At 54.0% G+C, this 23,761-nt stretch carries 23 protein-coding genes and 2 pseudogenes; 9 read left to right on the top strand and 16 right to left on the bottom strand.

Annotation, left to right across the window (positions count from 1 at the left end):
- Both BSZ31_RS16875 and BSZ31_RS08505 read left to right on the top strand, forming a co-directional pair.
- The coding region (locus tag BSZ31_RS16875) for a hypothetical protein (protein WP_206018574.1) at positions 1–1,728 on the top strand (1,728 nt) is incomplete at its 5' end.
- Between the two features lie 53 nt (positions 1,729–1,781).
- Complete coding sequence (locus BSZ31_RS08505; protein ID WP_105028390.1) at positions 1,782–2,042, top strand: hypothetical protein; 261 nt, start codon at positions 1,782–1,784, stop codon at positions 2,040–2,042.
- 50 nt (positions 2,043–2,092) lie between these two features.
- Here BSZ31_RS08505 and glmM read toward each other — a convergent pair whose 3' ends face one another.
- The 6 genes and pseudogenes from glmM to BSZ31_RS08480 form a co-directional block, all read right to left on the bottom strand.
- Complete coding sequence (glmM, locus tag BSZ31_RS08500; RefSeq protein WP_105028389.1) at positions 2,093–3,445, bottom strand: phosphoglucosamine mutase; 1,353 nt, start codon at positions 3,443–3,445, stop codon at positions 2,093–2,095.
- Positions 3,446–3,472: 27 nt separating this feature from the next.
- Positions 3,473–4,447 (bottom strand): GlcNAc-transferase family protein, encoded by a 975-nt coding sequence (locus BSZ31_RS08495; RefSeq protein WP_168426904.1) that lies wholly within the window; start codon positions 4,445–4,447, stop codon positions 3,473–3,475.
- Between the two features lie 14 nt (positions 4,448–4,461).
- A complete protein-coding gene (gene folP, locus BSZ31_RS08490) occupies positions 4,462–5,298 on the bottom strand; it encodes a dihydropteroate synthase (protein WP_105029805.1) in 837 nt (278 codons plus the stop codon).
- 177 nt (positions 5,299–5,475) lie between these two features.
- On the bottom strand, positions 5,476–5,670 hold the full coding sequence (locus BSZ31_RS16720) for a hypothetical protein (RefSeq protein WP_146106645.1): 195 nt from the start codon (positions 5,668–5,670) through the stop codon (positions 5,476–5,478).
- 171 nt (positions 5,671–5,841) lie between these two features.
- Positions 5,842–7,762, bottom strand: a pseudogene (ftsH, locus tag BSZ31_RS08485) (ATP-dependent zinc metalloprotease FtsH).
- 150 nt (positions 7,763–7,912) lie between these two features.
- The gene (locus BSZ31_RS08480) at positions 7,913–8,548 is read right to left on the bottom strand and encodes an RlmE family RNA methyltransferase (protein WP_008250353.1); all 636 of its coding nucleotides are present in this window, start codon (positions 8,546–8,548) and stop codon (positions 7,913–7,915) included.
- A 28-nt stretch (positions 8,549–8,576) separates the two neighbouring features.
- Between BSZ31_RS08480 and yhbY the strand changes: the two genes are divergently transcribed.
- Positions 8,577–8,948 (top strand): ribosome assembly RNA-binding protein YhbY, encoded by a 372-nt coding sequence (gene yhbY / locus BSZ31_RS08475; RefSeq protein ID WP_105028387.1) that lies wholly within the window; start codon positions 8,577–8,579, stop codon positions 8,946–8,948.
- A gap of 1 nt (position 8,949) precedes the next feature.
- Here yhbY and BSZ31_RS08470 read toward each other — a convergent pair whose 3' ends face one another.
- The 6 genes and pseudogenes from BSZ31_RS08470 to BSZ31_RS08445 all read right to left on the bottom strand — a co-directional run bounded on the left by BSZ31_RS08470 (position 8,950) and on the right by BSZ31_RS08445 (position 15,755).
- Positions 8,950–9,441: a DUF4149 domain-containing protein gene (locus BSZ31_RS08470; protein ID WP_105028386.1), complete on the bottom strand. Its 492-nt coding sequence runs from the start codon at positions 9,439–9,441 to the stop codon at positions 8,950–8,952.
- Between the two features lie 28 nt (positions 9,442–9,469).
- A complete protein-coding gene (gene greA / locus BSZ31_RS08465) occupies positions 9,470–9,946 on the bottom strand; it encodes a transcription elongation factor GreA (protein WP_008250341.1) in 477 nt (158 codons plus the stop codon).
- 81 nt (positions 9,947–10,027) lie between these two features.
- Positions 10,028–13,257: pseudogene (gene carB / locus BSZ31_RS08460) on the bottom strand (carbamoyl-phosphate synthase large subunit).
- Positions 13,258–13,316: 59 nt separating this feature from the next.
- Positions 13,317–14,492, bottom strand: a complete 1,176-nt coding sequence (gene carA, locus BSZ31_RS08455; RefSeq protein WP_168426903.1) for a glutamine-hydrolyzing carbamoyl-phosphate synthase small subunit — start codon at positions 14,490–14,492, stop codon at positions 13,317–13,319.
- 162 nt (positions 14,493–14,654) lie between these two features.
- Positions 14,655–15,524, bottom strand: a complete 870-nt coding sequence (locus tag BSZ31_RS08450) for a bile acid:sodium symporter family protein (protein ID WP_105028384.1) — start codon at positions 15,522–15,524, stop codon at positions 14,655–14,657.
- Between the two features lie 27 nt (positions 15,525–15,551).
- A complete protein-coding gene (locus tag BSZ31_RS08445) occupies positions 15,552–15,755 on the bottom strand; it encodes a hypothetical protein (protein ID WP_105028383.1) in 204 nt (67 codons plus the stop codon).
- Between the two features lie 98 nt (positions 15,756–15,853).
- On the opposite strand from BSZ31_RS08445, the gene BSZ31_RS08440 reads away from it, so the two are divergent.
- The 4 genes from BSZ31_RS08440 to BSZ31_RS08425 are packed head-to-tail and all read left to right on the top strand — an operon-like array spanning position 15,854 to position 18,529.
- Positions 15,854–16,396: an RNA polymerase sigma factor gene (locus BSZ31_RS08440; RefSeq protein ID WP_105028382.1), complete on the top strand. Its 543-nt coding sequence runs from the start codon at positions 15,854–15,856 to the stop codon at positions 16,394–16,396.
- Positions 16,389–16,982 carry a hypothetical protein gene (locus tag BSZ31_RS08435; RefSeq protein WP_105028381.1) on the top strand — a complete coding sequence of 198 codons (594 nt, stop codon included), beginning with the start codon at positions 16,389–16,391 and terminating at the stop codon, positions 16,980–16,982. Before BSZ31_RS08440 ends, BSZ31_RS08435 begins: the two co-directional genes overlap by 8 nt.
- A gap of 21 nt (positions 16,983–17,003) precedes the next feature.
- Complete coding sequence (locus tag BSZ31_RS08430) at positions 17,004–18,206, top strand: sulfite oxidase (protein ID WP_105028380.1); 1,203 nt, start codon at positions 17,004–17,006, stop codon at positions 18,204–18,206.
- Positions 18,203–18,529 (top strand): cytochrome c, encoded by a 327-nt coding sequence (locus BSZ31_RS08425; RefSeq protein WP_105028379.1) that lies wholly within the window; start codon positions 18,203–18,205, stop codon positions 18,527–18,529. The genes BSZ31_RS08430 and BSZ31_RS08425 overlap by 4 nt, the downstream gene beginning before the upstream one ends.
- A gap of 372 nt (positions 18,530–18,901) precedes the next feature.
- Here BSZ31_RS08425 and BSZ31_RS08420 read toward each other — a convergent pair whose 3' ends face one another.
- Positions 18,902–19,849, bottom strand: coding sequence for a LysR family transcriptional regulator (locus BSZ31_RS08420; RefSeq protein ID WP_105028378.1), 948 nt, complete (start codon positions 19,847–19,849; stop codon positions 18,902–18,904).
- A gap of 90 nt (positions 19,850–19,939) precedes the next feature.
- Here BSZ31_RS08420 and BSZ31_RS08415 point away from each other — a divergent pair, with 90 nt between their 5' ends.
- A complete protein-coding gene (locus BSZ31_RS08415; protein WP_105028377.1) occupies positions 19,940–20,188 on the top strand; it encodes a hypothetical protein in 249 nt (82 codons plus the stop codon).
- Between the two features lie 115 nt (positions 20,189–20,303).
- Positions 20,304–20,513 carry a hypothetical protein gene (locus BSZ31_RS08410; protein WP_105028376.1) on the top strand — a complete coding sequence of 70 codons (210 nt, stop codon included), beginning with the start codon at positions 20,304–20,306 and terminating at the stop codon, positions 20,511–20,513.
- Here BSZ31_RS08410 and BSZ31_RS08405 read toward each other — a convergent pair.
- The 3 genes from BSZ31_RS08405 to BSZ31_RS08395 all read right to left on the bottom strand — a co-directional run bounded on the left by BSZ31_RS08405 (position 20,510) and on the right by BSZ31_RS08395 (position 23,755).
- Positions 20,510–20,902, bottom strand: coding sequence for a DUF2784 domain-containing protein (locus BSZ31_RS08405; RefSeq protein WP_105028375.1), 393 nt, complete (start codon positions 20,900–20,902; stop codon positions 20,510–20,512). The genes BSZ31_RS08410 and BSZ31_RS08405 overlap by 4 nt on opposite strands.
- A gap of 67 nt (positions 20,903–20,969) precedes the next feature.
- Positions 20,970–22,775 (bottom strand): acyl-CoA dehydrogenase, encoded by a 1,806-nt coding sequence (locus BSZ31_RS08400; RefSeq protein WP_105028374.1) that lies wholly within the window; start codon positions 22,773–22,775, stop codon positions 20,970–20,972.
- A gap of 50 nt (positions 22,776–22,825) precedes the next feature.
- Positions 22,826–23,755 (bottom strand): electron transfer flavoprotein subunit alpha/FixB family protein, encoded by a 930-nt coding sequence (locus BSZ31_RS08395; protein WP_105028373.1) that lies wholly within the window; start codon positions 23,753–23,755, stop codon positions 22,826–22,828.
- Between the last annotated feature and the right edge of the window lie 6 nt (positions 23,756–23,761).

Below are 23,761 nucleotides of genomic sequence, written 5' to 3'. Positions count from 1 at the left end.
GACTCCGACAGCGACTCCGACAGCGACTCCGACAGCGACTCCGACAGCGACTCCGACTCCGACTCCGACAGCGACTCCGACTCCGACGGTCCAGATCTGCCGATTCTCCTGAATGCCAATTCACTGACCATTGCACCTCTCGGAATTCAACTGCTTCAACTTCAAAACCTTGAAGCCCTTGGGATCGAAACGCAAACCGACGATCCTATGGACTGGACAGTGACCGTACTCGACCCAAAAATCCAGGTGTTTGCGGGTGGAGATCGACCATTGCTGTCGATCGAGGATGTGAACCTTCTCAACGCAGCCTCAACACGCTCAATCCAAGAAGACATGCGCAACGCAGGGGAGGACAGCATCACCGCGCCTGACTCCTCTGGCTCGGGAGAAGACGGAGTTTCGCTTCGAGAGTTTTCCGTTAATTTGGGCACAACCCTGGAAATCCGGGATCTATCGCTGGACCTGACCCGCAGCAGCATGGCGCAGTCGCTTCAAGACATTGCAAAAGCTGTACGAAAAGTATTCAGCGAGGAAGGATTGCAAATTACCCCTGGGGTTTCTGTTGAAAACCTTGCTCTGAACACTGGCAACGAATCCATGCGATTTGACGTGAAGCCGGGAGACGCCACAGCACCTTCTGGAGGACAGGTTTTCCTTCCAACAGTCGTGGTTCCACAAGTTGCATTCATCACAGAGCCAGCCGGAACAAACCTCGAAAGCATATTGCTCAGCTCCGCAGATGTAGTGAGAGATGGCAGCTTGCCCTCTACATCACTAGTTCAAGTACTGCAACAAACAGACACGCTGACTGCCAGTTCGGCGGTTGCGTTGGGCACATTTGCCCTCCATGAAATGGGGATTGTCTCTCGAGACATCTCCACCACACAAAGGCAATTCGCCGATGTGACTCTTGCTGTTATTAATAATTCTAAGGAGACAGACATGACTGCAGTTGTATTTGACCGAATCAACCAGGGCCCAGGTGGCGACAACATCGCCACCCGCGCAGCCGAGGCCGCGGGTATCATCGCGGCGAACTTGCAGGAAATCAACCCGCAAGGTTACGCACCCACACCCCCAGAAGGCGGTGGTGGCGATCCAGTTGAGCAATCACCCGAGCAGCAATTTGCAAGTGACATGCAAGCCGCTTTTGAAGCGGGCAACCCCGCCAACGGCGGTAGCCCCGAGGATGGATTTGCCGCAGCAAATCTCGCAGTACAAAACTTTGCTGGTCAAATCATGGACGACACTGCGGGTGTCGCAGTCCAGCTGGTCGAAGCGATACCTTCTCTGGCAGCCGATGCCGTGGGTAATGTAGACGGTGAAAATGATGATGCCGATCCCGGTACAGACTTCGGTACATTCATCAACGGCCCCGATGGCGATGATGGCTTTGGCGAAGACGACGCATTCACTGACATGGATGTGATTGGTACCGAAAACGACGTGCTAACAATTGCAGACGGTGTATTGAGTTTTCCGTCAGCTGTCGTAGAGGCACTGGCCGCTGGTGGTGGCGGTGGCGGTGATGGGCCCGCTCCATCCCTTGTGAAAGGGCTGGTACCCGCAGACGCAGCCTTTGCCTCCGCAATTGTTGAAGGCGTGGAGCGCGCATTCACAGGCGTAGATGAAGGCCTGAACCTGTTTGTAACTGAATACAATGCAGGCACGGACGCATTTCTAGCGTCGGTTGAAGATCAGGCCCCGGCGCTGGCCAGGCATTCCTGACCAGCCGGGCACCAGGGGGTAGCGACGAACTGGCACCCAGAATTCAAGCCGTCTTGAATGGAGACGCCTACACGGATGTGCGTGGCACCCCAGACCAAAGCAACCCTGAGTTTGTTCAAGGCACGTTGGAAGGCGCACCCGACGTCATCGTGTCTTCACTGCAAGGTGGTGGCGCCCCCGTGGGTGGTGAACCTGGAGACGGTCCCGATCCAGTAGGCTTTTTGGCTGGAACGCCCGCAGCAATTTCATCTTCAATCGAAGCGGGAGAACCTGGTCCCTTCATTGAGCACCTGCAAACACTCAGCCCAGCCTAAACTCGGCACACATCAACAGGCCTGAGAACGCCTCGACGCATCCCCACAATTTATTGTGGGGGTGCCTTTGGCAAAGCCGCAAGAATAGAATCGACCAAACGATTGGCAGTCCCTTTGTCGGCCGTTTCCACCATCACGCGCAACACAGGTTCGGTGCCGGAAGGGCGAATCAACAAACGACCATTGCTGCCCAACTCCGCCTTCACAGCTTCGCACACGCCCTGCACTTTCACATCGTTCGCCCAGTCGTAGCCCATGGGCAAGCGGGCGTTTTTAAGCACCTGTGGCAGCATGGCCACTGGCTTTAAAATATCGGCCAAAGGCATGCCAAGGTTGCGCACAGCGCGCAGCACCTGAAGTGCACTCACAATGCCGTCACCCGTAGAATGCCGATCAAGAACCAGCAGGTGCCCTGAACTTTCGCCGCCCAACTGCCAGCCGTTGGCCTGCAGTTTTTCAAACACATAGCGGTCGCCCACCTTGGCGCGCTCAAAGCCCACATTCAGTTGCTTCAAGGCCAGCTCAAGCCCAAGGTTACTCATCAAGGTGCCAACCACACCATCCACCCTGCCCTGCATGTGCAAACGCTCGGCGACCAAGGCAAACAACAACTCGTCGCCATTGTAAATTCGGCCGCTGCCGTCCACGCAAATCAATCGGTCGGCATCGCCATCCAGCGCAAAACCATAATCAGCCTTGTGTTCAAACACAGCCCTGGCTACAAAGTCGGGGTAAGTGGCACCCACACCTCGGTTAATGTTCAAACCATCGGGCTGATCAGCCAACACCACCACATCGGCTCCCAGTTCACGGAAAACCGCGGGGGCAATTTGGTAGGCAGCGCCGTTGGCACAATCCACCACAATTTTTAGCCCGCGCAGGTGTTTGTCGCGGGGAAAAGTGCCTTTACAAAATTCAATGTAACGGCCCGCCGCGTCATTCAAGCGTTTGGCCTTGCCCAACTCTTCAGATGATTTGCAAGGCGCATTCAACGCGAGTTGCGCTTCAATTTCCATCTCCCAGGCATCGGGCAATTTGGTGCCCTCCCCCGAGAAAAACTTGATGCCGTTGTCTTGGTAAGGGTTGTGGGAGGCACTAATCACCACGCCTGCCGACATGTTCAAGGCACGTGCCAAATAGGCCACGCCTGCTGTAGGCATCGGCCCCACCATCACCACATCCACACCCACCGAAGTAAAGCCCGCTTCAAGGCAGCTTTCCAGCAAATAGCCACTCACGCGAGTGTCCTTGCCAATTAGCACCTGTGGGCGCCTTCCATCACCTTCGTGTTTGGCCAGCACCGTGCCAGCGGCTTGCCCCAAACGCAACACAAAGTCGGGAACCATGGGGCTTTGCCCCACTGTGCCGCGAATGCCATCGGTACCGAAATATTGTCTGCTCATGGAATATCTGCAATAGGTGAATGGTGTTTATTGATCTGATTTTACGGGAACTGCAGTGCGCCCAAGGTAATCAATCCCGCTTAATTTACAAAAGCTTTCAAGGTGCGCCGGGTTGTCTATCCCATACACCCCCAAATCAGCGCCTGGCGTGAACAAGGCATGGGTACGCTCGTTGGACCGTTGTTGCAACCAACCAAAAGCTGTGTGGCGCTTGGCCTCCATGTCGGGGTGCCAATGCTGCCCCTCAACCACTTTGCCCACCTCTTTGTACAAGTGATACAGCGGAATCAGATTGTGCCGAGGGTGAAACACCTGATAGCCCTTGGCATGCGCGCGCAAGGAAAGGCTTTGTTCCTCTCCCCGAAAATACAGATAGGGGTCGTACGGCACCTGCTGGGTAAAATCGCCCGTGGTGAACAAAAAACACGCCCCCACATGAAAACCCGGCAGGTGGGTCGTATTAGGCTGCTCAGCCCGCTTTCGCACCACCCGGAACTGCAACACAGCGCGCTCGGCGGTCAACACACTGTCAGGGTCGCGTTCAATGAAAAATATCTCGTCAGATTTTGCAGGTTCATCCGCCACCGCCCTGCCCTGCCCATCAAACCGGAAACCTGGCGGGTAGGTGCTAATCAACGGCTTGGGGTGAGTCGCTTGAAGCCGCAGCAGTTGTTGAATCAACAACTCATCCCAGCCTTGATCAAACAAAGTGTGAGAATCAATTTGCAGCAAATAATCCTGGTCGTTGTACAGCGAAAAAGCGATGGACCGCGCCCAGCTAACACCGCGAGAATCCACGGGCGACAAGCCCACATAGTTGATGTTTTTGCGCGCGGGAAACTGGCCTAACCACGCCGGGTTCAACTGCTCGGACTGATCCACCAAACCCACATGAATTCGCTGTGGGTGAGCGGCTTTGGCAAACAATTGATGAATGGTCAAATAAAGGTGGGGCTCGCGGTATGCCGCAACGCTCACGTAAATCGTGGGCAACTTGGGCACGCTGGCCGCCTGCATCATTGATTCAAGGCGAAGGCCACTTTCAAGGCCTCCACCGTTTCACGCACATCATGCACGCGCAACACAGCCGCCCCGTGTTGCGCCGCGTAGTTTGCCGCAGCCACCGAGCCGGCCGTGCGCAAAGCAGGGTCAGCTTGCCCTGTAAGCTCGGCTATCATGCGCTTGCGCGACACGCCCACCAACACCCCAGCTCCCAAAGTAGAAAACAAGGGCGTTGCCCTCAGCAAATCAATGTTGTGTTGCAGTGTTTTGCCAAAACCAAAGCCAGGGTCCACAAGAATACGGCTTGCCTGCACACCCATTTGCTCAAGCGCCACCATGCGTTGGTTCAGAAATGCCTCAACATCGTTGACCACATGGTTGTACTGGGGCGAGTTTTGCATGGTACGCGGCTCACCTTGCATGTGCATCACTACCGCACCCGCGTTCGATTGCGCAAGCACAGCTTCCGCACCAGCATCCCGAAAACCATTTACATCATTCAGAATGTCCACACCCAAATTTACCGCACGCGCCATCACGTCGGCTTTCATGGTGTCGATCGACAACGGCACATTCCAGTTCATCAGCTCTTTCAGAACGTCTGCGACGCGCGCCCATTCTTCGTTTGCGTCAACACCCAGAGCACCCGGCCGGGTAGACTCCCCGCCAATGTCCAGAATTTGTGCACCCTGCTCCACCAGCTTGCGGGCATGCTCAATTGCCAGACTGGTTTTATGGTGCTTGCCACCGTCCGAAAATGAATCGGGCGTGACATTCACGATGCCCATAATCAAAGGCTTGCCGTGCGTGTAGGTAAGCTCGAAACGACCTGCTTTCCAAGTGCGAACCATGTGCTGCCTTGCGAGTTGCTGTGCTGGTATTTTACGGCAAAGGTGAAAACCTGTTCCGCTTAGCTTGCTCAGGTGCATACCCTCTTTCGCCAGAAAACCTGAATACCCCCTTGTTATTGATCGGCGCTGCGAGGGTATCGCCCCTGAGCGCACTGGCAACGGAGTTAGCGTACTGGCTTACTGGCCTACTAGCGCGGGCGTGGCGCTGCTGGCGTTGGTTCGGGCGAGGCTTGGGCGCTGTGCCGCCTTGCCGGCTTTGCAAGGCTTCCCGGCGGCTTCGTAGCGCGGGGCGGTTCCGCTAGGAACCGATGCGAAGACGCTTAAGCGTTTCGCATGCCCCAAGCCAGAAGCATCAAGCCGGATCAGAAGCATTGCTTAGGCAAGGTGGCACAGTACCCAAGTCTCGACCACACCAACGCCGCTCCACAATCAGAAGACTTGCTTAAGGCTTGGTGACGTAGCACCCAAGCCTCGCGAGAAGTCAACAAAAAAGCCGCTGGTCGCGAAACCAACGGCTTTCATGCTTAACCAATCCAGCAGCGTTTAATCTGCTTTCACGCTCATTGCAGCAGGTGCAGGCTGAGGCGCAGGAGCAACCTTCTCGCCACCGCCACCACTGGAGCTTGGGCTACCACCCGTGGGTGGTGTGCTACCGCCAGTTGAGGGTGGACGCGGGTCTTTGCCATCCATAATGTCGTTAATCTGATCCGCATCAATGGTTTCCCACTCCAGCAAAGCCTTGGCCATGGTGTGAACCTTGTCACGGTTCTGATCCAGAATATCCCAAGCCACTTTGTACTGGGAATCAATGATCTTGCGAATTTCAGCATCCACCATTTGCATGGTCTGCTCGCTCATGTGCGTGGTCTTGGTCACTGAACGGCCCAGGAACACTTCACCTTCGTTCTCGGCATACACCATGGGGCCAAGGGCCTCGGTCATGCCGTAACGGGTCACCATATCGCGGGCAATGGCTGTTGCGCGCTCAAAGTCATTCGATGCACCCGTGGTCATCTGGTTCATGAAAATTTCTTCAGCAATACGACCACCAAACAACACGGCGATGGTACACAGCATGCGTTCTTTGTCCATGCTGTAACGGTCGCCTTCCGGCAACTGCATGGTCACGCCCAAGGCACGGCCACGCGGAATGATCGTTACCTTGTGCACCGGGTCGGTTTTTGTCATCAATTTGGCAACCACAGCGTGGCCCGACTCGTGGTAGGCCGTGTTGCGGCGCTCCTCTTCGGGCATCACCATGCTGCGGCGCTCGGCACCCATGATGATCTTGTCTTTGGCTTTTTCAAAGTCGTTCATTTCAACCACACGGCCATTGCGGCGTGCGGCAAACAAAGCGGCTTCATTCACCAGGTTGGCCAAATCAGCACCCGAGAAACCGGGGCAACCACGGGCCAGTACAGATGCATCCACGTCTGGCGACATTGGGATTTTGCGCATGTGCACTTTCAGAATTTGTTCACGGCCACGGATATCGGGCAGGCTAACAACCACTTGGCGGTCAAAACGGCCTGGACGCAGCAAGGCTGGGTCGAGTACATCGGGGCGGTTGGTCGCAGCAATCACGATAATGCCCTGGTTGGTATCGAAACCGTCCATTTCAACCAGCATCTGGTTCAGGGTTTGTTCGCGTTCGTCGTTACCGCCACCCAAACCTGCACCACGCTGGCGACCCACCGCATCAATTTCGTCAATGAAAATAATACAGGGAGCTTGCTTTTTGGCTTGCTCGAACATGTCGCGAACACGAGCCGCGCCCACACCCACGAACATTTCAACGAAGTCGGAACCAGAGATCGCGAAGAAAGGCACCTTGGCTTCACCTGCAATGGCTTTGGCCAGCAAGGTTTTACCCGTACCTGGTGAACCCACCATTAACACACCACGGGGAATTCGGCCACCCAGCTTCTGGAACTTGGTGGGATCTTTCAGGAATTCAACCAGCTCGTGGACGTCTTCTTTGGCTTCGTCGCAACCTGCAACGTCCGCAAAGGTAACAGTTGGTATTCTCATCGAGCAATTTGGCGCGGCTTTTACCAAAGCTGAATGCACCACCCTTGCCACCGCCCTGCATTTGACGCATGAAGAAGATCCACACACCAATCAGCAGCAACATGGGGAACCAGCTCACGAAAAGGCTCATCAACAGCGATGGCTCTTCTTCGGGCTTGGCGCGCACCTGCACACCGTACTTCAGCAGGTCACCGACCATCCAGATGTCGCCAGGCGAATAAACCACTCGCTCACGGTCATCGGTAGTCAGGGCGCGAACCACACGCCCTTCAACGATCACGCTCTTGATGCGTCCATTTTGCGCATCCTGCATGAACTCGGAATAGGTCATTTCGTTGGAGCGTGTTTGTTGCCCTTCAAACTGTTTGAACACAGTAAAGAGCACCAGCGCTACAACCAACCAGACTGCTGCTTTGGAAAACGAATTATTCAATGCCACTTCTCCTCGAGGACTCTGCCACCACCCTAGGGAAATGGGGGCAGGTTATCCATTTTAAACCCAAGCGAATGAAATACGCCATCACACTATTTCATGGTGTGCATTAACAATCGCAATCGCCTGGATCATGATGCTGCAAAATACCTATTTAAGACCCTTGCAAAGCAAAAAGGTTTCACGAGAACGGTCTCGTGAGGCCTTGGGTTTGCGCGGCGACACGCTTTTAAACACCTGCTTCATCTGGTGCACAATGTTGCTGTAGGAAGACCCATGAAAAATCTTCACGATCAGCGCCCCATTGGGCTTTAGGTGATTCAATGCAAAATCAATGGCCAGCTCGCACACATGCTCAATTCGGGCTGAATCGGCTGCAGCCACACCGGAAAGATTGGGCGCCATGTCGGAAACCACCAGATCCAGCTTTTCGCCACCCAAGCGCTGGTTCAGGTCTTCGAGCACGGCTTCGTCGCGAAAATCCCCTTGAATGAACTCAACACCCGCAATTGGTTCCATTGGAAGCAGATCCAGTGCGATAATACGGCCATTGATGACACCCCCGGGCCCAACCAAGGCTTCCCGAAGCACCTGCGACCAACTTCCCGGCGCGCTGCCCAGGTCGACCACCTTGATGCCTGGCTTCAACAACCCTTCTGGCTCGGCGATTTCCTTCAGTTTGAAGGCCGCACGGGCGCGATAACCCGCATTCGTGGCCATTTTCACGTATGGGTCGTTGATGTGGTCATGCAACCAGTTTTTATTGAGTTTCTTCTTTTTAGCCACCGATTACCCAACCGAGTGAAAAATTAATATGACGGACACCGCAGCTGTAACCCTGACACCCGCCGAGAAAAAGGCGCTTAAAGCCCAGGCCCATGCATTGGATCCGGTAGTTTTGATTGGCGACAAGGGCTTAACACCCAATGTGGTCAAAGAAATCGACATGAACCTGAATGCACATGGTCTGATCAAGGTACGCGTGGCTGGCGACGACCGGGAAGCCCGCCTTGAATATGCGCAAGCCATTTGCGATGAAACTGGCGCAGCCTTGGTTCAACACATTGGCAAGTTGCTGGTGTTGTTCCGCCCCAAAGCAGAAGACTCCGAAAAAGCCAAGGCAAAAAGCCGACCAAAACCCAAAGGTCCACGCCAAACCAAGCGTCAGTTTGTTTCCAAAGACTAACTCAAGCCTTTGGAATCGAGGCTGGCTTATTGTCCTTTGTGACACCAAACCGGTTCAAGCCCCACACCAGCGCACCAATCATCTTGACGGAATACAGCACGCTTGAAATGGCGTGCATGTTGCCGAACTGGCTACGCATGGCCGCAAGCTCGTCTCCTTGCAAACCCGCCATGGCTTCACGCAAGGTATTCATATGGGGCTGAAGCCAGGCAAGCTCAACCACGCTGACCCCCAAAATAACGGCCATCAAGGCATTCAGCCGCAAACTTGCGCGCAATTCGCCAGCAAAATTTGACAAGGTTAACAACACAGCGCTGCTCACCAGGGAATACAAAGCCAACATGTAAAACAATCGGCCTGCCACCAAACCCGCTTCAGGGCGTGGCAACCATTTGAACAAGCCCGGCGCAACCAGAATGGCCATGAACCACAAAGCCCCGAGCCAAATTGCCCAGAACGCCAGTTCCGCACCCCGAAAACCGCGCCAAGTCATTGTTATTGCACCCCTTTAACAAAAACCATCAAATGTATTTTACTTCCAGCACTTCGTATTCGCGCAAACCGCCTGGTGCCTGAACATGGGCCACATCACCTTCATACTTGCCAATCAAGGCACGCGCAATCGGGCTGGAAATGGAAATCAGGCCAGCTTTGATGTCGGCCTCATCGTCGCCCACAATTTGGTATTCAACTGTGGCGCCGGCTTCAATGTCCTCCAGCTTCACAGTCGCGCCAAACACCACGCGGCCTTCCGCATCTACGTTCGTGGGGTCGATGATCTGTGCATTGCTCATCTTGCCTTCAATTTCCTTAATACGCCCTTCGATAAAACCCTGCTTTTCCTTGGCTGCATCGTATTCGGCATTCTCCGACAAATCGCCCTGCGCGCGCGCCTCGGAAATGGCATTGATCACCGCTGGGCGATCAATGGTTTTCAGGCGATGCAATTCTTGTTTCAGCTTTTCAGCGCCCTTGACGGTCAATGGGATAGTGGCCATAAATTCAGTTGTTCCTGCAAATGGAAAGCCGCCTGATAGCAAACATTGCTATGAGACGGCTTAAAGGTTCAGACAGGCAGATTAAGCGGAGAGTTCCGCATGCAGGCTTTGAACGCTGTAAACGTCCATTGCGCCGAGGTGTTTCATGCCCTCGACTGAAGCCAGTGCACCTGCCATGGTTGTGAAGATCGTAACACGAGAACTCAGTGAAGTGGTTCTAATGTAACGGCTGTCGTTAATCGCGCTTCGGCGCTCTTCAACCGTGTTCACCACCAACTGCACTTCTCCGTTTTTCAGCATGTCGACAATGTTCGGGCGGCCTTCAAGCACCTTGTTCACCACGGTGCATTCAATGCCACCTTCAGCAATGGCCGCTGCCGTGCCTCGCGTTGCAATAATCTTGAAGCCCAGATCAACCAGGCCTTTGGCCAGTTTCACGGTGTGCTTCTTGTCTTCGGTTTTCACGCTGATGAAAGCGGTGCCACCTTCAGGCAACTTGACCGACGCGGCCAGCTGCGACTTCACAAACGCCTCACCGAAAGTGCGGCCAACGCCCATGACCTCGCCCGTGGACTTCATTTCAGGGCCAAGAATAGTGTCAACCCCGGGGAATTTCACAAAGGGAAACACGGCTTCTTTTACCGAGAAATATTTCGGTACGGGAATTTCCGTCACGCCCTGGGCCGCGAAGGTTTGGCCGGCCATACAGCGCGCGGCAATCTTGGCCAACTGCTTGCCAGTGGCCTTGGACACATAAGGCACAGTGCGCGAGGCGCGTGGGTTCACTTCCAGCACATACACAGTGTCGTTTTGAATCGCGAACTGCACGTTCATCAAACCGATCACGTTCAAGGCTTTGGCCATGAGTTCGGATTGACGCTTCAATTCATTGACCATATCAGCAGACAAGCTGTAGGGGGGCAGGCAACAGGCTGAGTCGCCACTGTGCACGCCCGCTTGCTCAATGTGCTCCATCACGCCGCCGATCATCACGGTTTGGCCATCGCACAAGGCGTCTACGTCCACCTCAATCGCATCGTTCAGGAAGCGGTCGAGCAGCACAGGGCTGTCGTTGCTCACTTTCACGGCCTCGCGCATGTAGCGCTCAAGGTCTTTCTGCTCATGCACAATTTCCATGGCGCGGCCACCCAGCACGTAGCTTGGGCGCACCACCAGTGGGTAACCAATTTCCTGGGCATGTGCAATGGCCTCGGCTTCAGTGCGTGCAGTGCGGTTAGGCGGCTGGCGCAGGTTCAGCTTGGTCAGCAGCTTCTGGAAGCGCTCGCGGTCTTCGGCGATGTCGATGCTTTCAGGGCTGGTACCGATAATGGGTACACCATTGGCTTCGAGTGACTTCGCCAATTTCAATGGCGTTTGACCACCGTACTGAACAATCACACCCACGGGCTTTTCAATGGCAACAATTTCAAGCACGTCTTCAAGCGTCAATGGCTCGAAGTACAGGCGATCGGAAGTGTCGTAATCGGTAGAAACCGTTTCAGGGTTGCAGTTGACCATGATGGTTTCATAGCCGTCTTCGCGCAGTGCCATGGCGGCATGCACGCAGCAGTAATCAAACTCAATACCCTGACCAATTCGGTTGGGGCCACCGCCCAGCACCATGATCTTTTTCTTGTCAGTGGGCGCGGCTTCGCATTCCTCTTCGTAGGTGGAATACATATAAGCGGTGCCGGTCTTGAATTCGGCAGCGCAAGTGTCTACGCGCTTGTACACAGGGCGAACATTGTGCTGGTGGCGAAGCTTGCGGATTTCAGCTTCCGACACATCCAGCAAATAAGCCAAGCGACGATCAGAGAAGCCCTTGCGTTTGAGTAAGCGCAACACTGGCTCGGAAAGATCCGCCAGCGTTTTGGTTTCCAGCTCTAGTTCCGTGTCCACGATGTCTTGAATTTGAATCAGGAACCAACGATCAATTTTGGTCAACTGGTGTACTTCTTCCAGGCTAAAGCCTTGGGCAAACGCATCGCCCACATAAAAAATTCGCTCGGGGCCGGGTTCACCCAATTCACGTTCGATCACTTCGCGATCGGTTGTTTTCTGATTCAAACCATCCACGCCAACTTCCAGGCCACGCAGGGCTTTCTGGAAACTTTCCTGAAAGGTGCGGCCCATGGCCATCACTTCGCCCACACTCTTCATCTGTGTGGTCAGGCGGTCGTCGGCTGTGGGGAACTTTTCGAATGCAAAACGTGGAATCTTGGTGACCACGTAGTCGATGGAAGGCTCGAACGACGCGGGGGTCAAGCCGCCGGTGATGTCGTTTTTCAATTCATCAAGGGTGTAACCCACAGACAGCTTGGCTGCCACTTTGGCAATCGGGAAGCCCGTGGCTTTGGATGCCAAAGCCGATGAACGCGATACACGCGGGTTCATTTCGATCACGATCATGCGTCCATTGGCCGGGTTGATCGAGAACTGAACGTTAGAACCACCGGTATCCACGCCAATTTCACGCAGAATGGCAATGGAAGCATTGCGCATCAACTGGTATTCGCGGTCAGTCAGGGTTTGTGCAGGCGCCACGGTAATGCTGTCGCCGGTGTGCACGCCCATGGGGTCCAGGTTTTCGATGGAACACACGATAATGCAGTTGTCTGCACTGTCGCGCACCACTTCCATTTCGTATTCTTTCCAGCCAATCAGGCTTTCTTCGATCAACAGTTCGTTCGTGGGGGATGCTTCCAGACCACGACGGCAAATGGTTTCGAATTCTTCAGCATTGTAGGCAATGCCACCACCGGTTCCGCCCAAAGTAAAACTGGGGCGAATAATGACCGGAAAACCGTTGCTGCCAACCTGCTTGGCGATGCTGGCCTGCACTTCAAGCGCTTCTTCCATGGAATGGGCCACACCGCTCTTCGCAGAATCCAGGCCGATGCTGGTCATGGCGTTCTTGAACTTCAAGCGGTCTTCAGCTTTTTCAATGGCTTCTTCTTTCGCGCCAATCAACTCGACATTGTATTTGGCCAGCACGCCGTGCTTGGCCAAGTCCAACGCGCAGTTCAAGGCAGTTTGACCACCCATTGTGGGCAACACGGCATCGGGGCGTTCTTTCTCGATAATGCGCTCAACAACCTGCCAGGTGATGGGTTCGATGTAAGTAACATCGGCCATTTCCGGGTCAGTCATGATGGTGGCAGGGTTGCTGTTGACCAGCACCACTTTATAGCCTTCTTCGCGAAGCGCTTTACAGGCTTGAGCACCTGAGTAGTCGAATTCGCAGGCCTGACCAATCACAATGGGGCCGCGCCGATGATCAGGATTGTTTTTAGATCGTTACGCTTTGGCATAACTTCCCTTTAATTTTAAAAATTTCAATACGGTTCAAACAGGTTTGCACAAGAGCGTATTACGCCTTGGCTGCCTTGATGTCTGAAATAAAACGGTCGAACAGTTCTGCCAAATCGTGCGGACCTGGGCTGGCTTCCGGGTGGCCCTGGAAGCAAAAGGCTGCACGGTCAGTTCGCTCCAGGCCCTGGATAGACCCGTCGAACAAGGACACATGCGTAACGCGCAGGTTGGCAGGCAATGAATCGGCATCTACAGCAAAACCATGGTTTTGGCTGGTAATGGCCACACGCTTGGTTTTCAGGTCTTGTACCGGGTGGTTTGCCCCATGGTGGCCAAACTTCATTTTCATGGTTTTGGCACCACTGGCCAAAGCCATAAGCTGGTGGCCCAAACAAATGCCAAACACGGGCAGTTTGGTGTTGTCCAGAATATGCTTGATGGCAGAAATGGCGTAGTCGCAGGGCTCGGGGTCGCCTGGGCCATTGCTCAAGAACACGCCATCGGGGTTCAGGGCCAGTACTTTCTCCACCGGGGTTTGAGCCGGCACCACTGTTACGCGGCAGCCACGCTGGGCCAGCATGCGCAAAATATTGCGCTTGGCACCATAGTCGAATGCCACCACATGATGTGGGCGCTCGCCAGTCTGGAAATGGGGCTCTTCAGCAGCCACACCCAAAGCCCATTCGCCTTCAACCCACTCATGGGCTTCTGTACAGGAAACCACCTTGGCCAAGTCCATACCAGCCAGACCAGGGAAGCCTTTGGCCAGTTCAATGGCGCGCTCAGCGCTCAAGGTTTCGCCACTGCCTTCAGTCAAAAGGCAGCCATTCTGGGCGCCCTTTTCACGAAGAATACGGGTCAGCTTGCGGGTATCAATACCAGCAATGCCAGGCACACCATGCTTTTTCAGGTAATCAGCCAAGGGCATTGTTGAACGGAAGTTGGACACCAGTTCAGGCAGGTCTTTGATGACTAGGCCAGACAAATGCAACCCGGCGGATTCTTCGTCCTGAGGGTTGGTGCCAACGTTGCCGATGTGAGGGTAAGTGAGGGTGACAATTTGGCGGCAGTAGGATGGGTCGGTGGCGATTTCTTGATAACCCGTGAGCGATGTATTGAACACCACTTCACCCACTTGCGTGGTGGGGGCGCCAAAAGAAATGCCCTCGAATACTGTGCCGTCTGCGAGCGCGAGCAAGGCGCGCGGGTGGGCGCTTGCGACTAATTTCGACAAGGGAAACTCCAATAGATGCGACAAAACACCCGGGGACAAATAACACCCGCGCAGGCTTTTTGCCTAAGAATCATTCAGCTAGCCGAGAATTATACCCGGAACAGCCGGGTTCGGCCACACCGAAGTGTGGCCTATCGAGAACTTTGAAGAACTTTCGGGGGATTAAGCAGGGCTTGAGGCCGCGATGCGTCGACCATACCAACACAACACCGCCACCGTGGCGTACATCAACAAGCCATAAACAACAACCGGAACAGCTATTTCAGCATTGCCCAGCAATGACAGCGCAATGGTCAAACCCAGTGTCGAGTTTTTCACACACATTTCAATTGACACAGTCAAACTGTCTCGGGCATTCAAGCCGCTAATTTTTCCGCCCAGCAAACCTAGAGCGACGGCAGCAAAATTTAGCGCCATCACGGGCATCCAGGCCTCGGCAAACCAGCCAGGCATGTTTTCAGACTCGCTGATTGCGATCAACACAATAATTGCAACCAGCACAAACACCGCGAATTTATTGATTGCCGGTTCAAACTTTTGTGACAACTCCGGCTTCTTGGCACGAATAAACATGCCAATACACACTGGGATAATCACGATCACCATCATGGTAAGCAGGGTTTTCAGAAATGGAAGTTCAAGCTGCGTGCCCTCGCCTACAAACATGGGCAAAGCGTAGGCCATGTAGAACGGAATGGTCACCACGGTAAGCAGGCTGGCCAGCACGGTGAGCGTAATTGACAAAGCCAGGTTGGCTTTGGCCAGGTAAGTGAGCACGTTCGAAGTAGTACCGCCGGGCATGGCTGCACTCAGCACCAGACCGGCCGCCATGACACCGCCACCGAAAATGCCACCGATTGCAAACCCCAGCAAAGGCACACCAAGCAGTTGCAACACCGTACCAACGATCACCCCTTTGGGCTGTTCTTTGATGCGTCGAAAATCTTCCACGGTCAGGCTTAAACCCATACCGATCATGATGATAAAAAGGGAAACCGGTAAACCGATCGTGATGTAGGTGTTGCCGAGCATTGTGTCTCCGAGAATATTTTTTGTTGTTCAGCTAATGTAGCCGATGCCGAACCCATGCGCTGTCAGCAAATTGACGTTTTTTCCGCCTTTTTGCACCCGACCGATCAAATAGTTCCAATCACCTTGGCGGCCATCGCCACCAGGCCGCCGCCAGTTCTCGAACGTGGTCAGCGTGCATTCGATGCCCAACGCAATCAACAGCAAACCGCCCACCACAATTTGCGCCCACATGGACTTGAGTTCACATTTTAAGCATCCCCCTGTGGCAACCGGTTTTTTATTTTGCAAACCATGGAATGAGATGCTCGCATCTGTGCTCTTATACGACTATGAGCCTTTTTCTGTCCAGCGCCGAAAGCAGATACAACCAGTGGGTCAAAGAGCATTACCGCTTTTTGATACGCAGTGCATGGGCGTTGACGGGCTCCAAGGTGCTGGCTGAAGACATTGTTCAGGATGTTTATTTTTTGGCATGGAAGCATCGCAAACAGTTAAAAGATGAATCCCTGGCGCGAGCCTGGTTGTTTCGCATCATGCGGCGCTGCGTGATCCGCCACGCACAACCAAAAACCTCGCAACTGGACGACGAAGCAAACGGCAACATTGATCAGTTCGCGCCGGACAGCGACTCCCGTATTGATTCAGTTCGGGCCTTGGCCAGAATTGCACCCATTCATCGCGAAGTGCTGGTGCTGTATTACTTCGATGACATGAGCACCATGGCCATTGCCGAGGCACTTGAAATTGCGCCAGGCACCGTGATGTCCAGACTGGCCCGTGCGCGCGACGCGTTGAAGCAAGTCATGAATCCTGCGCCTCCCGTTGATTCGTCCAACAAAATTACTACTCTTCTTCGGTCTAAAGATGGATGACCCTCGCAACACTTTTCCTGACGCATCAATCGACAGCGAGTTCGATCTGAATGCCCGTGCTGAATTGTCCCTGGCGTACCAGCCAAGCGAAGCCCCCTCGAGCCTGTACAAACGCGAACGCTATTGGCGCACGCCGCTTGTCAGCGGTTTGTTGGCACTGGGCCTGTTCGCAATGGTGGGCGGCGGGTTCTTTGCGCTTCGCCCACCGGAACTGGTCCGCGGAGCTATTGAGCATGAATATTACGAACGAACCCTGAGGGGACAGTTCATAACATCAGCTGAACTGATGCCAAAGTTTGGCTTGCCCGCCAACAAGCCAGTGCCCGGCTTCGCGCAACTGATGCGCCCTTGCGATATCGACGGAAATTTGGCGTATCACTTGACAACCTTTTTTGAGAAGGGCGGCATGGTCACCTTGTTTGCCTTTGAGGAAGGTGTTCACATTCCACAAGGCAGTGGCTGGTGGCGTGATGTGTACTGGCAGGTCAGGCACAACGCTGATGGCAAGGCAGTTGTAATGGTTGCACAGAAAGAGAAGGCGATTTCAGCCGCGAACCGTGCATTGATTGAAGCAAAAAGCAGTTAAAACAAACCAAAGGAGAACGAGATGTCAAACACAATTTCATCGAATGCCAGAAGACATGTGCTTAAGGGTACTGTCGCGGCCATGGCCATGGCGGGGCTGGCCAGCTGGACCAAACTTGGTTTTGCCGCAGACGCAAAACCCCTGCCGGGTTACGCCGACTGGAAAATTCCTGGCGACATTATCGTACATAGCAACAACACACTGGAGACCAAACGAAGCGCCTATGGCACCAGCGTTATTACACCCAACGACCAACTGTTTGTTCGCAACAATCTACCACCTCCCGATGCTGAAATCCTGAAAGATCGGGATGCCTGGGTGGTGGAAATTGACGGGGTTGCCAAACCCGCAAAATTGACACTGGCCGAACTGAAAACCATGGGGCTTGAGACAACCGCCATGGTGCTGCAGTGTTCAGGCAACGGGCGTGGATTCTTCCCGCACAAACCAAGCGGCACCCCCTGGAAAGTGGGCGCGGCTGGCTGTGTGGTGTGGAGCGGCGTACCCGTTCGCGCACTGGTTCAAGCCCACGGTGGCGTGAAAGCAGGTGCAAAATACATGACAGGAACAGGTGGTGAAAAGTTGCCAGACGGGCTGGATCCCTTGAGTGTAATTGTGGAACGATCTGTGTCGGCTGATGCCATGGAAGACGCACTATTGGCCTGGGAAATGAATGGCGAACCCATTTCCCTGGCACATGGCGGACCTTTGCGCCTGATCGTGCCGGGCTTTACCGGTGTGAACAACATCAAGTACATCAAGCGCCTGGCATTCACCGAACAGGAAACCAAGGCCAAGATCATGTCGCACGGTTACCGGATCACGCCCATCGGGGGCACGTCTGGTCCAGACCTGCCTTCGGTTCAACAGATGTCGATCAAGTCCTGGATCAACGCACCCTTGCCGGAGGATGGCGCCATCAAGGCTGGGCGCGTTCAAATCCACGGTGTGGCCTTCGGGGGTACCCATGCAGTGAAGGGTGTTGAGGTGTCCACTGACGGCGGGAAAACATGGACTGCTGCGAAGTTTGTAGGTCCAGACCTTGGCAAATATGCATGGCGCCAGTTTGTACTGGAAGCCGATTTGAAGCCGGGTGAATACCAGCTGGCCAGCCGCGCGACCGACACAAGCGGTGAAAGCCAGCCCGAAGCCCGTGTTGAAAACAAAAGTGGTTACAACAACAACAGTTGGCTGGACCATTCAATCAAAGTGAGTGTGGCATGATATCAAAGACTGTATGGATGCTCGGCCTGGTGCTGTCCTTTGCAACAGCAGCCTCGGCAGGGGAAGCAGAAGACATGGCCTTGGGTAAGAAACTTTTCACCTCTCAAGCAGTGCCTGCTTGCGCTGTGTGCCACACCTTGGCAGATGCAGGTTCTGAAGGGGCAATAGGGCCGGTACTGGATGAACTGAAACCCAGCGAAGACCAAGTGGCCAGGGCCTTGCGGGATGGCTTGGGACAAATGCCTTCTTACAAAAACAGTTTGACGGCAGAGCAGATCAAAGTGCTGTCCAAGTATGTTGCCAAGGCAGCGGCAGGCAAGTAGGTTTGCTTGCCGTCAAGGCTTGATTGTATTTTGCATCAGGTTGAGGTGATGCTCTTGAAATTCGGAGATCAAAAAGGGCTCACCTCGCTCCAGTATGAAATAACAAAATGCCTCCGCAGTTGGGGAAAGGTACTTACCAAAGGTGTAAGTTGAATTCCATGCGCGCATCACCGCCTGCTTCACGGCTTCGTTGATTTACAGTTCCATCGCAACCGGAGGTGTGATGCGGTGCGTCGAAAATCTTCCACGGTCAGGCTTAAACCCATACCGATCGTGATGCAGGTGTTGCCGAGCATTGTGTCTCTGAGAATATTTTTTGTTGTTCAGCTATGTAGCCGATGGCTGAAAGATTCGCTGTCAGCAAAATGCGGTTTAATCTGCCTTTTTGAATTCTGTGCGAACAATTTGCTCCAGAAAGTCGGCGACCACCCGGGTTTTCAGGGACAACTGGCTGCTTAAACCCGGTGGAAACACCAAGTACATGGGCAAACCGCCTGTGGCCGGGTTGTCGCAATACCAATCTGCAAGAATTTCAACCAGTTCGCCACGTGCCAAGGCGCCCTGCAGCATCCAGTCTGCGCTTCGACCCAAACCCAGACCCGACTGAATGGCACGCACCACCATCATTGGACTGGAACAGGTAAGCCATGAAATCACCCGGTGCTTTTGACTGGGCTGCGCGCCATTTTTAGGCCAGAACTCCCATTCTTTTTGGTCGCCGCGCTGAGAAAATGCAATGCACTGGTGGTGAACCAGATCTGCCGGGGTTTGGGGTACGCCATGCTTTTCAAGGTAAGCAGGCGCGGCATACAACTTTCGCCAAATGGTGGCCACTTTGCGGGCCCGCAAGGTGGAGTCTTGCAACAAGCCAACACGCAAAGCAATATCAAAGCCTTCTTCTACAATCATTGCGTTGCGGTTGGAGAGGTCCACTTGCAGTTGCACATCGGGGTACTTGGCATGAAATTCAGGCAGGCGGGGTGCGAGTATCTTTTCGCCCACGATCACCGGAAGGCTGATACGAACGGTTCCGTGCGGCTGCCCGCTTTGCAGTTGGGTAATCGCATCACGCGCCTCTTGCTGACTTTCCAGCATGCGCTGCGCATACAGTTTATAAATTTCGCCCGCCTCGGTAATTTTGACCTGCCGCGTGGTGCGGTTAAGCAGACGGATATTCAAATGAGCCTCGAGCTGCGCAATTGCCCGGCTGATACTGGACGGGTTCTCGCCTTTCAGCTTGGCCGCAGCCGCAAAACTGCCAGTGTTGACCACCATCAGGAAGGTTTCAGCCGCTTGAAGTTCATTGAAATTGTTGCTCATGGCGCAATGGTGTAATTCGATACCGGTAGTTTATTTGCACAATGTACATCAATACCATGACTTCACACCATCTCAAAAGGAGTGTGAATCATGAACGAATGGCCCGAAAACCTCACTGGCCTGGACCTGAACTGGAACCTGTTTGAAACCGCAAACAAAGCACTCAGGACAACATTAATTTTGCTGCTTGTTTTGGCTGGAATTGGCCTGGCCCAAGCCACTGAACTACCCACAGTACTTGTGACTGAAACTGCGGATTTACTGGACTTTTCAGGCTGGTTCTCCGACGGCGCGATCGGTGGATTTGATGCAGCCGGCGCTAGCATTGGGGGTTGGTAAGACCAGAATGACACAACTGTAATCATGCAGTGGGAAGTTTGTCATTCAAAAGGTCGCACAGTGGAACTGGATTCGGTACGAGGTCGTACCGAATCTTCAACCACTGGAGACCGCCATGAAAACATTCGCACAAACTTGCTTTGCAATCGCCTTAAGCACCGCATCCACCCTTGCTTTGGCAAACAGCCCGGCGAATCAATCGATGACCGAATGCGAGAAAGCCAAGGCCGCCAAGACAACGGAAATTGCCCAACAAACCACACACCACGATGTTGTGATTCAAGCGATTGCCAAGGCAATGCATGACCCAAAAACAAAGTATTAACTGCAAATTCGCTGCGGCGGCCAGCGCCACCAAGCCGCCACGACAGCGAGGGCAAACAGGGTGTAGGCCAAGGCAAACACCCAGCCCGGGGCTTGGTAGAACATCACGCTATGCACCCAGTGTTGAATGAAGCTGCCCTGATAAACACCCTGCCCTGCCCGCAGTCGCAACCAGTTTTCAAGTGTGGTGAGCGGGCATTCAATGCCCAGCCAGCTTTCAAGAACAACCACTGAAATTGCCAGCAAGTGCATGCCCCTGAACCACCAGTGGTTCACCCAAGACCAACGCAAGAAATTGCCCAATACGATCAGCAGCAAGCCACCCACCACGAATAGCACAATGGCAAAGTGGATCAGCAACACCAGGTCAGCGAGGTGAGAATAATTCATGCATTCAGCATAAACAAAAAGCCCCTCGATGTGAGGGGCTTCTCAATGACAGAACAACCAGGGTCAATCAGAAATTCGCAACAGCCATTTCTGTAACACCCTGGTAACCATTCACAATGCTGTCGCGCAAACCGGGCACTGTGTTCAATACATGGTCAGCAAAGAAACGAGAAGTCAAAATCTTGTCGCTGTAGAAACTGTCTGTTTCGCCGGCCTTGATTTTCGCTTCTGCAGCCAACAGCGCACGCGCCATTTGCCAGCCAGCCACAGTGGTGCCAGCCAATTTCAAGTAAGGCACTGAACCCGCAAACACTGCGTTGGGATTGCTCTTCATGTTGTCGACTACAAACTGTGCCGCATCCAGGAACGAAGCGCGAGCTGCGTCCAGGCGAGCTGCCACTGCCTTGGCATGAGCAGAACCTGACTCATTGAGCTGAACCACAGTACGTGCAATCTCGGCGCACAAGGTTTTAACCATTGCACCACCATCGCGTGAGGTTTTGCGGCCAACCAAGTCGTTGGCCTGAATTGCTGTAGTGCCTTCATAAATGGTCAGGATTTTCGCATCGCGGTAGTACTGTGCTGCACCGGTTTCTTCAATAAAGCCCATGCCTCCGTGCACCTGTACACCCGTGGAGGTGACATCGATGCTCATTTCAGTAGACCAGCCTTTCACCAGCGGCACCATGAATTCATACACCGCCATGTTCTGTTTGCGTGCAGCCTCATCCGGGTGGTAGTGCGCTGCGTCGTAAGCGGCACCTGCCACGCAAGCCATGGCGCGCGCAGCTTCAACCTGACTACGCATACTCATCAACATGCGTTTCACATCGGGGTGGTGAATAATGGCAACCGCTTCGTTTGACGAGCCATCAACAGGGCGGGATTGCACACGGTCGTTGGCATACTGCACGGCTTTTTGATACGCACGCTCGGCCAAACCGATACCCTGAACACCCACCTGGAAACGGGCGGCGTTCATCATCACAAACATGTACTGCAAACCCTTGTTTTCTTCACCCACCAGGTAGCCGATTGCACCTTGACCCACTTCGCCCTTGTTGTCGCCGTACAGCAGCACAGCAGTTGGGGAAGCCTTGATGCCCAGCTTGTGTTCGATGGATGCGCAATACACATCGTTGCGCTTGCCCAGAGAGCCATCATCATTGACCATGAATTTGGGCACTACGAACAGGCTGATGCCCTTCACGCCCTCGGGCGCATCGGGGGTGCGGGCCAGCACCAGGTGCACGATGTTCTTGGCCATGTCATGTTCACCGTAGGTGATGTAAATTTTCTGGCCAGAAATGCGGTAAGTCCCATCGCCTTGAGGCACCGCCTTGGAACGCACCAGCGCCAGGTCTGACCCAGCCTGTGGCTCGGTCAGGTTCATGGTGCCGGTCCATTCGCCTGAAATCATTTTGGGAATGTAAGTTTCTTTCAGTTGCTGGCTACCTGCCACCAACAGCGCTTCAATGGCGCCATCGGTTAGCAAGGGGCACAGCGCAAAACTGAGGTTGGAGCCGTTGACCATTTCCATGCACGGTGTTGCCACCAGCTTGGGCAAGCCTTGACCGCCGAATTCGGTGGGGTGCTGAAGGCCCTGCCAGCCCTGCCCGCCAAAGGCTTTGAATGCTTCTTTGAAGCCTTTGGCTGTGGTTACAACGCCGTCTTTCCAGTTGGCGGCTTCCACGTCGCCCGACCAATTCAGAGGGGCTACCACTTCGCTGGTGAACTTCGCATTTTCATTCAGAACAGCATCTACAGTTTCCTCGGTTGCATCTTCACAACCGGGCAACTGGGATACTTGATCCAAGCCGGCCAATTCTTTCAAGACAAACATCATGTCTTTGACTGGGGCGTTGTAACTCATTGTCGTCTCCTGATACAGCTTTGCGTTTTACGTTGTTTACAGTTTCTTGATTACAACTTCTCGGTCAGTTGAGGCACCACGTCGAACAAATCACCCACCAAACCGTAATCGGCCACGCCGAAAATTGGTGCTTCGGGATCTTTGTTCACGGCCACGATCACCTTGCTGTCTTTCATGCCAGCCAGGTGCTGAATGGCACCGGAAATACCAAAAGCCATGTACAGCTGGGGCGCCACGATTTTGCCGGTTTGACCAACCTGCCAGTCGTTGGGTGCATAACCTGCATCCACTGCTGCGCGTGAAGCGCCAATGGCAGCGTTCAGTTTGTCGGCCAAGGGATTCAGCACGCTGAAATTTTCAGCCGAACCCATACCACGACCACCGGAAATAATGGTGCTGGCGGCGGTCAGTTCAGGGCGGTCGCTCTTGGCCACTTCGCGGCTTACAAATGTGGACTTGCCAGAATCGGCAGCAGCGCTCAAGGTTTCAATGGCAGCAGAACCACCAACGGCTGCAACTGGATCGAATGCGGTGGTGCGCACGGTGATTACTTTGGTCGCGTCAGAAGACTGAACCGTGGCGATTACGTTGCCAGCATAAATTGGGCGTGTGAAGGTGTCTGCGCTTTCAACGCTGATGATGTCGGAAATTTGTGCAACATCCAGCTTGGCAGCAACGCGCGGCAACACGTTTTTACCCACGCTGGTTGAGGGTGCCAAAATGTGACCATAGTTACCGGCCACGGCCAGAATTTGCGCAGCCAGATTTTCTGCCAACTGGTCACCCAGTGAATCAGAATCTGCAAGCAATACCTTGGCTACACCGGCAGCCTTGGCAGCCTGCTCAGCGGCAGCACCACATCCCTTGCCAGAGACCAACACGTGAATGTCGCCACCAATTTTCTGGGCCGCAGCAATGGTGTTCAGCGTAGCGGGCTTGATACTTTGATTGTCGTGTTCTGCAATTACGAGTACTGACATGATTTG

It is taken from the genome of Limnobacter sp. SAORIC-690 (genome assembly GCF_002954425.1).
Classification (GTDB): domain Bacteria; phylum Pseudomonadota; class Gammaproteobacteria; order Burkholderiales; family Burkholderiaceae_B; genus Limnobacter; species Limnobacter profundi.
The sequence above is the reverse complement of the archived record's forward strand: the minus strand, read 5'-3'. Positions and strand labels throughout refer to the sequence as shown.